Origin of the sequence: Acetomicrobium hydrogeniformans ATCC BAA-1850 (genome assembly GCF_000160455.2) — a bacterium.
GTDB classification, from domain to species: domain Bacteria; phylum Synergistota; class Synergistia; order Synergistales; family Acetomicrobiaceae; genus Acetomicrobium; species Acetomicrobium thermoterrenum.
The window spans coordinates 413452-427710 of sequence record NZ_ACJX03000001.1 but is presented as its reverse complement, the minus strand read 5'-3'; the positions used below and the strand labels follow the sequence as shown (position 1 = coordinate 427710).

Here is a 14259-nt window from a genome sequence, read left to right as displayed (position 1 = left end):
GATATGCAATTCCATTTACTATCTGGGGTGCACGTTACCGGAGAACAGGGGAAACTCTGGGTGGACAAAGCTCTCATGGTGGATTGGCATCATGGTGAACACCCAATAGTCCCTGCAACGACTCTCAAAGGCTGGCTAAGAGAGAGCGCGGAGCGACTATTACGAGGATTAGGCATAAATGCATGCGACGGGTCCACTGCGATGACGATATGTGGGACTTGCCCAGTTTGTGATCTATTTGGATCTCCGAAGAAGCGTTCTTCTCTACGTTTTCAGGATGCTGTACTGTCGGATGCTTTGACCGATGTTAGGATGAATGCTTCGCTTAGCCGATACCGGAAAACAACGCACGAGGAACGCCTTTTTTCGACTGAAATTGCCTGGCATTATGCTCTTAACGCCAAAGTTTTGGGCTTTTTTACCTCTGAAATAGATGCTAAGAAGGCAGCGGCACTTTTGTGGTTTGCCGCAAAGGCAGGATTTGCTATTGGAGCAGCACGATCGCGTGGACTGGGTTGGTTAGAGTTAGCAGAATTCCAAGCGCAAACTGATGACTCTTTGCTTTCTTACAATGAGATGACCGATACGATTACGAATTTGACACTTCAAAAGGAGGTGGACAAATGACAGAATACTTCCTCAGTTTGACTCCTGAGACCCCTCTTCATACAAGTTCACTCAAATCCAAAGGAGACTACTTGGATACCAAAAGTTATTTGCCAGGAAGCGTTTTGCGTGGAACTCTTGCTGAATGGCTTAAACTACAAGGCGAAGATAGCCAAATCGTACCGATGGTGTGGAAAATACGTTTTGGAAACTTTTTTCCGTCTCCTTCAGAACGTACCCCTGCTCTACCTTTTCCGATGACCGCACTGGAGTGTAAATTACATGGCGGGTTTCAAAACGTACCACGAAATGATGAGCGTGGCCATGGCATCAGGGATAGTTTACTTGTGGCCCTTGCCTATGCAGAACTCGAAAAAAGAGGTGCTCACTTTCCCGTTCCAATGCTTCTACGATGTGCTTCCGCAGAAGGAGGCTCAAAATGTGGAGGCCGTATGGAGCGGGTAAACGGGTTTTACGCGCATATGCCGGAAGGCTGGTTTAAAATTGAAACCCCAAAGATGCTCCAAACCAAAGTGGCCCTTAGCCGACATCGGCGGACAACACAAGAAGCCATGCTCTACCGAGTAGTGGGAATTCGCCCAAAATGCACCTTTGTCGGGCGAATTTGGTCGGAATCTGAGGCCATTGTCCAAGAAATTGAAGAAGCCATAGAAACAGTCGGGGTAGGCGCTCTCACGGGCAGGGGCTTTGGCACTGCCCGTGCTAAAGTGGTAAATCCAACGTGGGAATCCGTTTCGGAACGCCTCAAAGCATTCAACGAAAAATTGTCAGAAGTCTGGTGTGATCTTGTCGATTTAGCCTACCAAGTAAACAGCACGGCCCCTAATAGGCCTGAAGGAACCTATTTCAGTGTGAGCCTTCTGTCTCCAGCAGTATTATCGAACTCCTATGGAATGCCAACGCTCAAGCTTTTTTTAGAGATCAATGGGAAATGGTTAGAACCCGTCTTCTGGGCTACACGGCCCGATTTTATCAGTGGGTTTTCCACCGCTTGGGGACTACCTAAGCCTACTCGCTTAGGGGCAGCCATGGGGAGCGTATATGTTTTTTGGACTGATGAGCCGCAGGACGCTGTTGTTTCATGGTTGGAAGACCTGGAAGCTAAAGGGGTTGGTGACCAAACTGATGAAGGGCTGGGTGAAATTTTAGTCTGTCATCCATTCCACAAGGAGGTAATGCCTGTATGATAACGCAAGTTAAGCTTCTTCGAAATGTTGAGGATCAGTTAGACGACATTGTTCAATTAGCTGAGGAGTGTATAGCAAAGACTAATGCAACACAGAAAGAAATAACGGGATCCCAGCTGAGAAATCTTCAAAACTTGGCAGCTGCTACAAATTCCTTACGTGCTCTGGAAAACTTCATAGCATATCAAATGGGACGCGGAAATATTCCCAAAGAGGTAGGAAACCAGATCATGGAGGACTTCCAGTACCTTTATAAAAAAGCGAAAGAAATTGCCAATAACGAAAAGGCCGATGAACAATTCGAGCGCAAGTTATTGATTGAAATGATACAGATGTACCTAGGTTTTCTCGTCCGTAAATTCGTTGCTGAGCGCAAAGGAGAAGAGAAATGAGTCTCCAAGAAGAATACGCCAAACTTCTGCACTCCCATGGTTGTCTACTCCGTAACTTGCGCTCCTGTGGGGCAATTATAGAACCGCTGTATATAGCTCTTAGTAGATCGAGAGAACCCAAAAACATCTTATTGATACACAAACACTTGCGAACCGATCTCCAGCATTTGTTGGAGGTTTTGCATGCTCCTATTAATCAACTCAAATCGTCTGCTCAGGAGATTCAACTTTGGTTCAATACCCAACAGGAGGGGGTAACACAATGAAATCTTTCTTCCAGTTTGAAAATCAATGGGTCATCACAGCAGTCTTACATATGGAGACAGCCCTTTCAGTGGGAAACCGCACTTCAATTCTACCAGCAGGCTCCGACCTACCAGTCGTTAAGACTCCAGAAGGCATCCCTTTTGTACCTGGTTCCTCGCTCAAAGGCGTCGTACGGACATACACAGAGCGAATTCTGAGGACAATAAACGCACTGAACAAACAGCATCGAGGCGAAAGAATTTGGGCTTGCGATCCACTGGATAAGGGAAATTGCTGTATAACAGCTGACCAAAAGAAGATGTTACTTGAAGAAGCCGGGAACGACGATGAAAGGTTTACTCAACTCATTTGGCACAATTCATGTACTGCATGTCGTCTTTTTGGCTCTCAGTGGCTGGCCTCTCGGCTCTCATTTCAAGATGCGATGCTAAAAAACCGCGATTGTTTGCTCCGCTTAACGGAGGTGCGGGATGGCGTTGGCATAGATCGCGACTTGGGTTCTGCAAAACCTGGGCTCAAATACGATTTTGAGACCGTGCCGCAGGGGGCAGAATTTGGCATCCACATCATTGCCGAAAACGCCGACGAATGGGAAATAGGACTTTTGGTCCTTGCCCTCGAGACGATGGAGAAGGGCGAACTGCCCGTCGGCGGCAAAACAACACGCGGGTTAGGTTGGGGGAAATTGAATGAACTCAAGGTCCAGCTTATTAGCCAAGACATTTTGCTTGGTTATCTTGCCGGCAAAGAGCAACCTACCGAAAGGTCTTCTCAAGACATCCTTGAAACATTAGTGACTGACCTGAAATCATGAGGTGATAACCATGCATAAACAACTATGGAATGCGTTAAAATTAGAGGTAGAAATAGAGCCACGATCCCCCATCCTCATAAAATCAGGAACGCTCTCGCCTAATCCATCCTTACCTGATATGCAGTTTGTCCGCACGATGACTTCTCATGGCGAAAAGGTTTTCATCCCAGGTTCTTCCATCAAAGGGGTATTTCGGGGTTTCAGCGAAAAAGTGCTTCGAACGATTAGCTCGGACTTGGCATGTGAGCCGTTCCCCTCGAGTAAGGACTACTGCGCCAAAAAGGGAGAAATCAAGGACGAAAAAGACACGGCCAAGGTTTACCAGAAGTCGTGTCTTGCCTGCAAAATTTACGGCAACACTCGCTTAAAAGGGCGCCTTTCTTTCACCGATGCATTCCCCGACGAAGACGTGAAGACTGAAACTCGATATGGAGTAGCGATCTCCCGTTTGACCAATGCTGTAGCAGCAGGTCCTTTTGATATTGAAGTATTAGTACAGGGGAGCTTTAAAACATCACTGGTTCTGGAAAACTTTGAAGTATGGCATATAGGGCTTGTCTCGCTTACATTACAAGCTCTCGATGAGGGACTCGTAAAAATCGGTTTCGGGAAGAATCGAGGATTCGGCGATGTTTCGATTAAAGTTATGAGCGCAATTGTTGAGCTAGCAAAACGGCCAGGGATCGGCAAAACGGATATCTGGGGAATTGGTTCCTATGTTTCAGGTGAAGAAAGTGCCAGATACGGCTTGCATTCTAACGATTGCTTACGTGAAGTCATTGAACCAATCGAAGAGAAGGATTTCGCCGTGCTCCTTCGCCGAACATATAATAAAGACCAGTGGAAGTCCATTGCCGATAAGGCTATTGAAACTCTTGCTGGACTTACGGAGATAATGCAATGAAGGGATATGTTTACACCGGTCAACTGGATTCTGAAACACTTAAAAGACTGCTTCAAAGCCTTCCCAATGCGATACTTCTAAGTTGGGACTTATCCCAACTGGATTTCTCAGGGGGTCTACGCGATGCTGGCTGTGCTTTTAACTCCAAGACTGAAATTCGCTGGCAACGGGTGGGAGGCATCTTCCGGGTGCTAGTTCTGAGTGACGATGAAAGACCAAATATCGGTTTTGAGTTAGTCCAAGGCGATTGGAGGATACAGGATGGCAAAACTACAACAATTTCCATGAACGATCATCAGTTTTCGCCGCAGTTTAAGAAATACCCAACAGTAAACACCGCTAGCGCTAGATTGAATTATAAAGTGTTTTATAGAAATAATATTGCGATGTTTGTAAGCCCAAGAGAGGTGTTAGACGATGAGTCCCAGACAACCTGAAGCTGAACCTAAACCCTTCTTCAATGTATCTATTCCAAGGGAAGAACCTATGCGGGAAAAGGTCGTTACGCACGAGAAGTTTCGCGGGATAACAGGGCAAATAAAATTAGGTATTACAGTGCAATCTGAATATTTATTCGTTGGTTCGGGACAATACGAATTTGATCCTAAAGCAGGAAAAGATCATCCAGACGTATGGTATACGTTCTATCGCCGAAACGGGCAAGTTTGTATTCCGGGCACCAGCATAAAGGGTTCTATCCGAGCAATTGTTGAGTCAATTTCAAATTCCTGCGTCTCACAGAGACGCGGACAAGAACGAGTCCAAATAGATTCTGCTCACCAACCTTGCAAATATAAAGATGAAAAAAGTCTTCTATGCCCTGCTTGTCGTTTATTTGGAACCACAGGATTCCGAGGAAGAGTGTATTTTAGCGATTCAACACCACGTGACGATGTGCAAATGGAAATTGTGAAGATAAGCGAACTCTGGGAGCCAAAGCGTCATGCAAACGTGCGCCGTTTCTATGAAGTAAAAAAATTCCAACCAATAGCTAATCAGCGACCTGAGAGCAATTTTAGGTTCGTAGAGGCTGTCCCCAAAGAAAGTAAATTTTGTACTACTTTACAATTTGAGAATTTGAGCAAAGCAGAACTGGGTCTTGTATGCTATGCCTTAGGATTGAATGTAGAAAATGACAGGGTAGTACCTGCTTTTGCACCCAAACTCGGTGGAGCCAAGCCAAGGTGTTTAGGTGCGGTGAAGTTTAATCCTGCCTATCTGCAATTATGGCAAAATGACGACTTGACACACGGACTTAAACCATTAATCCATCAGACGGAAGAGATGTTTCGCTTTTTCATAGAATGTTTGCAGGAGTGCCAAAGAAGCAATCTGCTTCACTCTCAATCCTGGGATGCGGTAATAAAAGGACTTAAACCTCAAAACGAACCCTGCCCGAGGGGGGTTTACTGATGACGACAGACGAGAAGGTGGAATTAGCCCATAAGATAGAAGGGCCACTCGTTGGAATCGTTTACTCTGAATGGTCTAAATGGTGCGCTTATGCTCAAAGATTTGGTTTTAGAAGAGCTCTTCAATTCGCACAGGTTATGCAGGACTCACCTTCTGTAAGACCAGGGCCTAAACAGTCTTATCGAGCCATTGCTCAAGTCTTGGGAAAATTTCGCCAGCAGCTGGAACATCTTCCTCCAACTGAACTTGCCGAAGTGCTCGGTTACACAGGGCGATGGATTATTGCCCGAAGGGGAATGTCCGATGAGGGAAGGCATCGCAGATAGCCAAGTTCTAATGCATTATGACAATGGCCACTCAGCAGCAATTGACTGGTGGGAAACCAAGTTAGAAGAAGATTGGGAATTAAATATTTCACTTATTACTTGCATGGAGAGATTAAAAGGTGTTTCGGGGTTGCAGTACAACAGGCAACTTGTTTTACATGAATTTCAGTCTCGGGTTCAACTAATGTTAAAGGGAGGAAAAATGCGCCGCATTTTGCCAATTACTCGGGATATTTCCAAAATAGCATATAACCTTCTTGGGCAATATTGCTTGAAGTATACCCCTCCTCCAAAGCATGGCAGGATGGAAGCCCTGATCTGTGATATGTTTATCGCAGCTACCGCACTAAAGTATAAATTAGTTTTATTTACACAGAACCTGAGCCACTTCCAGTGGATAACAGAGCTTAACGCAGAAAAGCCCAACTACAATATTGAAGGGGATGAAATGTAGTGAAAAAAGTCTTACTAGCAACCCTCGGTGAAACACCGGTGGTCGTCACAGAAGCCATCGATCGCCTAAAAATAGACGGCATACGCATAGACTACGTAGTAATTCTTACAACAAAAGATACTGACGCTCAGGACGCCCTTGCATTGCTCAGCGAACATATACCTGTTTATTATAACAATGAAGTATGCCTTTTTGATGCCCGAGTACTGGACACATTTTATGACGTAGACACAGACGAAGCAGCCCTAGAATTTATGAAGCAGACCTGCGCAGCTTTGCGGGACTACCGGAAGAAAAACTGGGAAATTTACACTTGTATAGCTGGTGGACGCAAAGTAATGTCGGCCCTACTCGCCCTTGCGGTTCAGTTTTACGGCGCTAATATGCTTTTCCACATACTTGTAAGTGACCCGGAAATAGAAGAAAAGGGCAATATCTCTAAACTGAAGAATATACCTACAGAACATCATAATCGCATCTTTCACCCGCACATAGATAAAATCAAGATCATTCGTATGCCCTTTGTAGGGCTATTTCCTTTATTAGACGATTTACTCAGTGCTTTAAATGAAAAACCCGAACGTCCTGAGATGCAGAAATTACTAGAACAAAATAACCTATGGGAGGGCGGGAGAATAACGGAACTCGGTCGTCGCATCCTTGAGATCTTAGAAAGCGTAGAAACCCTTCCGCCACCTCGACAAACTGAAGAGTGCGAGAAAAATCTTGCACATAAGGAACCAAAAGAGGCACGGGCTACCCAGGATTGGGCAGACAAGATCTGCCGCCGTTTCCTTTTTGTGAAGCGTATAGAAGACATCGGATGGAGGCAAGGGGAGCCAAAAGTCCGACAAGAGTTGCCAAACAGGTTGATAGTTTATCTGCCAGGTCGTCGCATCTCTGGAATTGGGTTCCGACTTACTACAACAGCTCAAACCGATGGACAATTAAAGCGGGCTGCCCAAGAAGTTGAACGTTGGATTGTAAAGGAGATTGACTTATGAAAGTTTTAACATTCCTTGGAACCGGTGATTACAAGGAGGTTACATATGTATGGCAGGAAGAAAAGGCGGTACAGACATATCTTTTCCCAGAGGCTGTCACTCACATATTTGAGCCAGAAAAGCTACTGGTCTTTGTAACGGAAACAGCTAAAAATAAACTGCCATGTAGTAGTCGGCACTCTGCACATAACCAGACAACTCCAGGACCCAAAGAAGAGAGAACTTATTTAGAAATCCTTCAAGATCGCCTGGGTGCCATTGTTGAGCCAGTAGATATTCCAGAAGGGCGCTCGGAAGCTGAGCTTTGGAAGATATTTGATCGAGTTGTCTCAACGGTCAACGAGGGTGACAAAATCGTATTGGACATTACACATGCCCTCCGGTCAATCCCAATGCTTGTACTTGCCATCGCTGCCTACTTACGGCGGACAAAGGAAGTGACCGTAGAACACATAGTCTACGGCGCTTATGAAGCCCGAAAGCCGTTCAATGTTCCCCCTAACCCTGAAGACAGAGCACCCATCTTTGACCTGACGCCTCTTCTGGATTTACTCGATTGGCTTAGTGGAGCGGAGTTTTTGCTTAAGCGTAGCGACGCTACTTTGTTGGCAGAGCGTTTGAGGAATATTCACCAACGAGCATGGCAAAGTCGATCCTCTAACGATGACCTGCCAAGGTATATGCAAAATGTCGCAAGTAAATTACAATCGTTTTCTCAAGCCTTACAATTGGCTCGTCCACGTGATGCGATGCAATATGCTCATGATTTGCTACCACTATTAGATAAAACTACTGTTGAAGTTATGCGGTGGGCGAGACCTTTTGCCGTAATACTCGAGCAAATTTGTTCTGAAGCAACAAAGTTCGCTCATAAGGAACCCGATCGCTTAGACAAAGATAATCTTAATAAGCAATTGGCTATTATAGAACACTTTCTTGAAAAAGGTTTACTTATACAGGCTGTTCTGTTGGCTCGGGAGTGGCTTGTCAATTGGACCGCGCTACAACATGGCGATGGAGATTGGCTTGATAGAAATTATCGCGAGCAGGAACTCGAAAAAACACTCGGAGTGGCAGCCAAAGAATGTTGGGATTCACAATCTAATGTGCCTGAATGGTTTAATGAGCTAACAAATAGCGATGAAGTAGCTAGATTATGGGACGAATTGACGAACCTTCGTAACGATTTGGCTCACTGTGGCATGCGTCGTGATGTCGCAAGAATCCAGAATATTGAGCAAAGGACAAGAGAAATCCTAAAGCACTTAAGCGGATTGCTTAATAATGCTTCTGGTCGAACGATTTACGGAGGGCGTATTGTAATTGATTTTGAAGATCTCTATGGTGGCGTTGCTAAACTGGACGAACTGTCAAATTACCTTGAGAGGGCAAAAGAGCTCGCAGGAGAAGGCAACGAGGTTGTGCTGACAGGTCAAGCGCCAATCTGGTTATATCTTGCTGTCGCTCATGCTATACATGGAAAGGCTCGTAGGTTGCTTTACTCTTCGCCAACGACTGGGGAAGTTCTGATCTTCGACCATTCTACATAATGATATCAGTACAAGGGAGTGATGTGCTATGAGTCACTTTATAACAATTGACTTAAGCCACCCCACTGGGAACTTTTGGATAGACAATGGTTTAATTGTCCTAATAAGGGAATTCGGAGAAGGAGAATATGAGGCAGACGATGTGCTTCAGTGTCTACTCGATAAACTAGTGCAAAAAACCGGCAATAAGGATAACTACTACGATGAAGCCACGGGACAACTCCGTGAATACGAAAAAACGAACTGGGTTTATCCCACGAATTTATTTATTAAGGTTGCCGGGAATCCCGGTAAAAAGGTCAAGCTAAACGGTAAAGAATATCCAACGCAACCTCCCAAATTTGAACTTAAGCTTCAACTCAGCAAAAAACTTGATGTTTGTGACCTATGTGGAGACAAAGCTCCCCTTATCGACGCTAAAATGTGGATGTTCCCGCTCATTGTAGATCCAAATAAATTTGGTAATTTCTATTCCGGTGCTAAAAGGGGTCTGAGGCTATGTGCTCGTTGTGCACTTGCTGGACTGGCCGGATATCTGGGCTGGCTGTGGAAGGCTCAGGGACGTGACGTTTTTCATTTTTTTGTTTTTCACTCCAACCTTAAAGAAATGGAACGCCTACATCGTGAAGTTCTCCAACCATTACGCGTAGAAGGTGGAAAAGGTGGCAATGCACCCGTTGCTTTCTTTGGCCCTTACATTCACGAGACCACTTTAGGACTGCTTTTAGCTCTTTTCGCCCATATCCGCCAGTCAGACCAACTTTCTGAAGAAGGGCGCCGTTATTTAGCAGCTCTTTTTGGGGTCGTTTCAGATAGCACGCCGCCGTCACCTGTTACTCTCTATGCAGTAACAGGCATACCTGGGCAAGCTTTTGATATGAAGGCATTAAGGGAGTTCACTAAATTTCAAGCGCTATACCACCTCTATGATCGTTGGGTAAACATAATGTCTCAAAAACCCAGTGTCGATAACCCACATCAGCAAATTGTGCGGATCTTACAGCAGTTTGAAGCATATCAGAGAGCTAAACGAGAGTCGATTTGGCGGGATAAAATCGCTTGGGCTGTGTTAGAGTTTAATGACCCTTTTCCGTTTATAGAGCAGTTTCTATTTGAAGTACGCGCAAAAGAGCAAAACCCTAGACCCTTGGTTTGGGGCACGTTAGATGTTTTAGACTTATACCTTCGGGAGGTGCTTGGTATGGATGAACAATTCCAACGAACCCTGGCAGGCTTTGGTCATAACCTTGGAGCAAAAGCGCAGGAGCATAATGAGATGGGCATACTCTATGCCCTGCGCAACGCTAAAAACCCAGAGGAATTCTATCGCGTGTTAAATGATGCCCAATTTCGTTTGGATGTTACAATCCCAGAGGCACTGCTCAGGATCGAGAAGGGTGAGCGTATCGCTGGAGTAACATGGGTGCGGGTTAAAACACTACTTTCTATTTACGCCATGAACAGATTCTTACGTAAGAGCGCGCCTCAAGCAGTGGAATCTCAAATAGCAGAGGAGGATTAAAGCCATGAGTAAAGCAATCGCTATCGGTTATCTGATAAAGGTATCAGCGGCAAATGTAAACGCCTCGCACACAGAAGGTAATGTAGTTGTTACTAAAAAAGTTACTCTGCCGGATGGTAGCACGATACCATACATCTCTGGTCAAGCTATTCGGCGAATGCTCCGTGATCGATTGGAAGAACTTGGTTATACATTGTCTGAGCCGTTTGCGAAGGTGAGTGGACAGGAGGTGACGCCTCCGGTTCGCCCATGGGAATTTGTAGACGAAGACCTCTTTGGCTATCTTGATCCTTCCGGTGGGAAGCGTAGAACATCTCCTGTTAGAGTTTCCGCTGCGGTAGGGTTGTTCCCTTTTCAAGGTGATCGTGACCTTGGGACCCGATCATTTGAGCGTTTTGGGCAAACGATGGCAGCAGGAGGCAACGTATTTGAAACCGAGCTCTATGCCAACCTCTTTAAAGGCACAATACTTGTAGAGTTGGATCGAGTGGGCATATTTACGCCTCTGGAAACGGGCGAAAAGGACAAAAGAGAACTTGCCGCTGACGAACGCAGAAAGCGTTTGCAAACTCTCCTTGAAGCCTTGAAACTCCTCTGGGGCGGTGGGCGCACTGCGCGAATGCTGGCAGATCTCTCTCCAAGATTTATAGCTTATTGTCGACTTATGGTTAAACATCCAGTATTTTTAGAAGCCTTTACTGCCAGCTACGAAAATAACAAGTATTGTCTTGAAATAGAGCCTCTTAAAAATGCATTGAATAAGTTTAAAGATTACAGTGAAAGTATATTTTTTGGCTTAGAACCTAGTATTTTCGATAACGAGGCCGACCTCAGGGCAACCCTACAGGGCTACGGTGATGTTTTTTCCGTTCATGAGACCATCGAAAAAGCCAAGTCAGATGTGAGCAAATTATGGAACGGATACTTTGCGTGACAGTTAAAGCCCCCGTTGCATCGTTTAGGCGGCCTTTGGATCATAACTATCAACGTACTCTTCCCATGCCCCCTCCAACGACGCTTCTTGGTATTGCAGGAGCCGCGTTAGGGTTGTCTGACCAAAAGCTTTGGGCACACGATAGCCCTCTCCGAGATATAAAAGTTTCTGTTCTTATGAATATCGTGCCCGGACATGCCCGTGATATGTGGACTTTACTTAAAATTAAAGGTAACAAGATGGAACGATCACCTTATATGAGAGAATTGTTATTTAGTGTGTCTTATACTCTAATTTATAGTGGAAGTGAAGAGCTACTTAAACAATTAGAACAAGCTTTTAAAGATCCGGCTTACGCGCTTTCGCTCGGACGAGAAGATGAGTTGTTATCGATCGGGGAGGTTGCCATAGAGGCAATGAATATCGGTGAATCATATTTTCGTGGCACTGTATTACCGGGTGACATTAGGCAGATGCAAATTCGTCCTGTACTAAAGTCGGGAATTTGCTTTGAACCACCGCTAGTGGAGACTTTACCGCTAGGCTTTGAGTTGGATAAAAAGAGACTCCGCCAACCGAGGAACCCCGTCACACTAAGTTTCTTACCGCTGGAGCTGGAAATTGAGATACCAGACTTACCAGCCTATCAATGTCAAGGGAGAAATTATGTATGGATAAACTCTTAGCAAAGCCCGATGTCTTGCTCATCGATCATCTAAGAGATGTTTTGCGATTAGGAAGTGATATTTCGAACTACTTTAATTTAGACCAACGCATATTAATGAAAATAGCACTATCTTGTGCATTACATGATATTGGCAAAGCCACAGTTGATTTTCAACAACATATTCGCGGGAAACGCAACAAGGCATATCCTCACGCACTAGCATCTATGCCATTTGTGCTTGTAGCAGAGATTTGTTTGAATCGTAGTTATGGTTGGAATACCAATGATCTTATTGCTACTTCAGCTGTTTTGACGCATCATTCTCCATTGTCTCCTAGGTTATACATGGGTTATGGAAAGCCGAACTTTCATCCAGATCTGGACAAAATTATAGAAGCAACCTGGGGGTTGCTATATCAGTTTAAAGTAGACAAATTGCCACAATCAAATAATTTTATGGATTCAATACGGTCGCTGTTAGATAACTCGCCTGCCTCGATGCTTGACGATACTCAAATAAGCATTGGAAGCACACTACGAGGCTTGTTTCAAAGCCTTCCTACGCGCGATTTTGCCCAAGTAAAGTCAGTGTTGCACCTCGCTGATTGGTTAGCATCGGCAGGTAAGCATGATACTTCTATATTGTTTTTGAATAGTGGAAAGCAGATAGTCAAATCCCATACAAGCAAATTCCCATTACGTAACTTCCAGCTACAAGCAGAATGTAGTTGTGACGAGAATATTCAACTTCGAGCCCCCACAGGTACCGGTAAAACTGAAGCACTTTTGCTATGGGCAAATGACACGGATCGCTTAATATATCTGCTTCCTACTCAAGCAACCGTAAACGCCATGTGGAGGCGCATGCGACGGATTTATGGCAACGACAATGTAGCACTGGCGCATGGAAGAGCTAGTTATATGCTTCGCAATGAGAGCGACGAAGATCCTTTGGAGGAGCGGCTATTTGGATCTGTTTTTGCAAAACCAGTTACAGTAGCCACCCTAGACCAATATTTGATCTCACATCTTAACGGGCGTCACTGGGAAGAGCGCAGATGCCTTGCCAAACAATCTAAGATTGTATTAGATGAAATTCACGCCTATGAACCTTATACCTTAGGACTCCTTTTGAAAGCGCTTGAGACAGATCCACCTGCTTGCCTTGCGATAGCCAGCGCTACACTCCCGCCATCGTTATTAGAGTTATTCCCCGAAGGAACGCTGATAGAAGCCGAACACAACCTATGGCGACGGACTCGTCATCGATTACACCTTGAAGATAACTTGTTGCAAAATTTTTTGGAAAGAGCTTTATCTTTCGCTATTAGCGGCAAAAGGGTCCTTATAGTGGCTAATACTATTCGCGAAGCCCAAATGCTTTATCAAACATTGAAAAATGAGTTAAATTGGGATGAATGCTATTTGTTACATGCTCGTTTTACCTTTCAAGACAGACAAAATAGGGAAGAAAAAGTCAAAGATCCCAAACCAGGCACCATTTTTATCGCTACTCAAATAGTTGAAGTTAGCCTGGATATCTCATATGATGTTCTTTTGACTGAAATAGCCCCGATTGATGCTCTAGTTCAACGTATGGGACGAGTTAACCGATTTGACGATCAACCTCCAGCCCCCGTAATGATATGTTGCAGGTACTCCGAAAATTCTAGGCATGTTTACGGAAAAGAGATACTTGATTACAGCCTTGAAATTTTAAGAGACTTACCTGAATTACCGACAGATTACGATTTAGCTAGTGCTACTGAGCGGCTTTATGCATATATCATGGCCCTGGATAGCTGGAAGAGGGAATTTAATGAAGGAGCCCAAACAGTAGAAGAAATTCAAAAGGCGTTAGGTTGCTATACGATAGATTTGTCGGATGAAAGTATGCGCAGCAAATTTACCACTCGCCGGGGTCAGATTTCCATTGACGTAATACCCAAAACATTTTTACCAGACGTTTACGGTCTTTACGAAAGAGGCGAAACATGGCGCATAGTAGAATATCTGACGCCTATACCGATTTGGTGGATTAATCGTTTTCCTGAAGAGTTTCCGCCATGCAAAGACATCCGATACCTTATTACAAACCTTAGATATGACAATGAGATTGGATTACTGCCACCTTATTTAGAGGAAGATCAAGATGATACACATAAAGACCAGGATTTAAGCAATATAATCAAATAACG

At 44.7% G+C, this 14259-nt stretch carries 15 protein-coding genes; all 15 read left to right on the top strand.

The genetic code is table 11. The features are described from left to right. Window positions 1-3 precede the first annotated feature (3 nt). Window positions 4-627: an RAMP superfamily CRISPR-associated protein gene (locus HMPREF1705_RS02100; RefSeq protein ID WP_165588954.1), complete on the top strand. Its 624-nt coding sequence runs from the start codon at window positions 4-6 to the stop codon at window positions 625-627. Then, on the top strand, window positions 624-1814 hold the full coding sequence (gene csx10 / locus HMPREF1705_RS02095; RefSeq protein ID WP_009202451.1) for a type III-D CRISPR-associated RAMP protein Csx10: 1191 nt from the start codon (window positions 624-626) through the stop codon (window positions 1812-1814). The genes HMPREF1705_RS02100 and csx10 overlap by 4 nt, the downstream gene beginning before the upstream one ends. Continuing rightward, window positions 1811-2206: a hypothetical protein gene (locus HMPREF1705_RS02090; protein ID WP_009202450.1), complete on the top strand. Its 396-nt coding sequence runs from the start codon at window positions 1811-1813 to the stop codon at window positions 2204-2206. The genes csx10 and HMPREF1705_RS02090 overlap by 4 nt, the downstream gene beginning before the upstream one ends. Before the next feature lie 262 nt (window positions 2207-2468). Beyond that, entirely contained in the window at window positions 2469-3287 is an 819-nt protein-coding gene (csx7, locus tag HMPREF1705_RS02080; protein WP_009202448.1) for a type III CRISPR-associated RAMP protein Csx7, read from the top strand. A gap of 10 nt (window positions 3288-3297) precedes the next feature. Continuing rightward, the gene (locus tag HMPREF1705_RS02075; protein ID WP_009202447.1) at window positions 3298-4191 is read left to right on the top strand and encodes an RAMP superfamily CRISPR-associated protein; all 894 of its coding nucleotides are present in this window, start codon (window positions 3298-3300) and stop codon (window positions 4189-4191) included. Continuing rightward, window positions 4188-4628, top strand: coding sequence for a hypothetical protein (locus HMPREF1705_RS02070; RefSeq protein WP_009202446.1), 441 nt, complete (start codon window positions 4188-4190; stop codon window positions 4626-4628). Before HMPREF1705_RS02075 ends, HMPREF1705_RS02070 begins: the two co-directional genes overlap by 4 nt. Further along, on the top strand, window positions 4609-5604 hold the full coding sequence (locus tag HMPREF1705_RS02065) for an RAMP superfamily CRISPR-associated protein (protein ID WP_057940637.1): 996 nt from the start codon (window positions 4609-4611) through the stop codon (window positions 5602-5604). The genes HMPREF1705_RS02070 and HMPREF1705_RS02065 overlap by 20 nt, the downstream gene beginning before the upstream one ends. Further along, window positions 5604-5930 carry a hypothetical protein gene (locus HMPREF1705_RS02060; RefSeq protein ID WP_057940636.1) on the top strand — a complete coding sequence of 109 codons (327 nt, stop codon included), beginning with the start codon at window positions 5604-5606 and terminating at the stop codon, window positions 5928-5930. Before HMPREF1705_RS02065 ends, HMPREF1705_RS02060 begins: the two co-directional genes overlap by 1 nt. Further along, the gene (locus HMPREF1705_RS02055; RefSeq protein WP_040348974.1) at window positions 5908-6384 is read left to right on the top strand and encodes a PIN domain-containing protein; all 477 of its coding nucleotides are present in this window, start codon (window positions 5908-5910) and stop codon (window positions 6382-6384) included. The genes HMPREF1705_RS02060 and HMPREF1705_RS02055 overlap by 23 nt, the downstream gene beginning before the upstream one ends. Beyond that, entirely contained in the window at window positions 6384-7388 is a 1005-nt protein-coding gene (locus HMPREF1705_RS02050) for a CRISPR-associated protein Csx14 (protein ID WP_057940635.1), read from the top strand. Before HMPREF1705_RS02055 ends, HMPREF1705_RS02050 begins: the two co-directional genes overlap by 1 nt. Beyond that, on the top strand, window positions 7385-8938 hold the full coding sequence (gene csx2, locus HMPREF1705_RS02045) for a TIGR02221 family CRISPR-associated protein (protein WP_009202440.1): 1554 nt from the start codon (window positions 7385-7387) through the stop codon (window positions 8936-8938). The genes HMPREF1705_RS02050 and csx2 overlap by 4 nt, the downstream gene beginning before the upstream one ends. A 28-nt stretch (window positions 8939-8966) precedes the next feature. Next, window positions 8967-10460, top strand: coding sequence for a hypothetical protein (locus HMPREF1705_RS02040; RefSeq protein WP_009202439.1), 1494 nt, complete (start codon window positions 8967-8969; stop codon window positions 10458-10460). A gap of 4 nt (window positions 10461-10464) precedes the next feature. After that, window positions 10465-11394 carry a type I-B CRISPR-associated protein Cas7/Cst2/DevR gene (gene cas7i, locus HMPREF1705_RS02035; RefSeq protein ID WP_057940634.1) on the top strand — a complete coding sequence of 310 codons (930 nt, stop codon included), beginning with the start codon at window positions 10465-10467 and terminating at the stop codon, window positions 11392-11394. Continuing rightward, a complete protein-coding gene (gene cas5 / locus HMPREF1705_RS02030; protein WP_040348972.1) occupies window positions 11373-12080 on the top strand; it encodes a CRISPR-associated protein Cas5 in 708 nt (235 codons plus the stop codon). Before cas7i ends, cas5 begins: the two co-directional genes overlap by 22 nt. Next, complete coding sequence (locus HMPREF1705_RS02025; RefSeq protein WP_071804864.1) at window positions 12065-14257, top strand: CRISPR-associated helicase/endonuclease Cas3; 2193 nt, start codon at window positions 12065-12067, stop codon at window positions 14255-14257. The genes cas5 and HMPREF1705_RS02025 overlap by 16 nt, the downstream gene beginning before the upstream one ends. The last annotated feature ends 2 nt before the right edge of the window (window positions 14258-14259 follow it).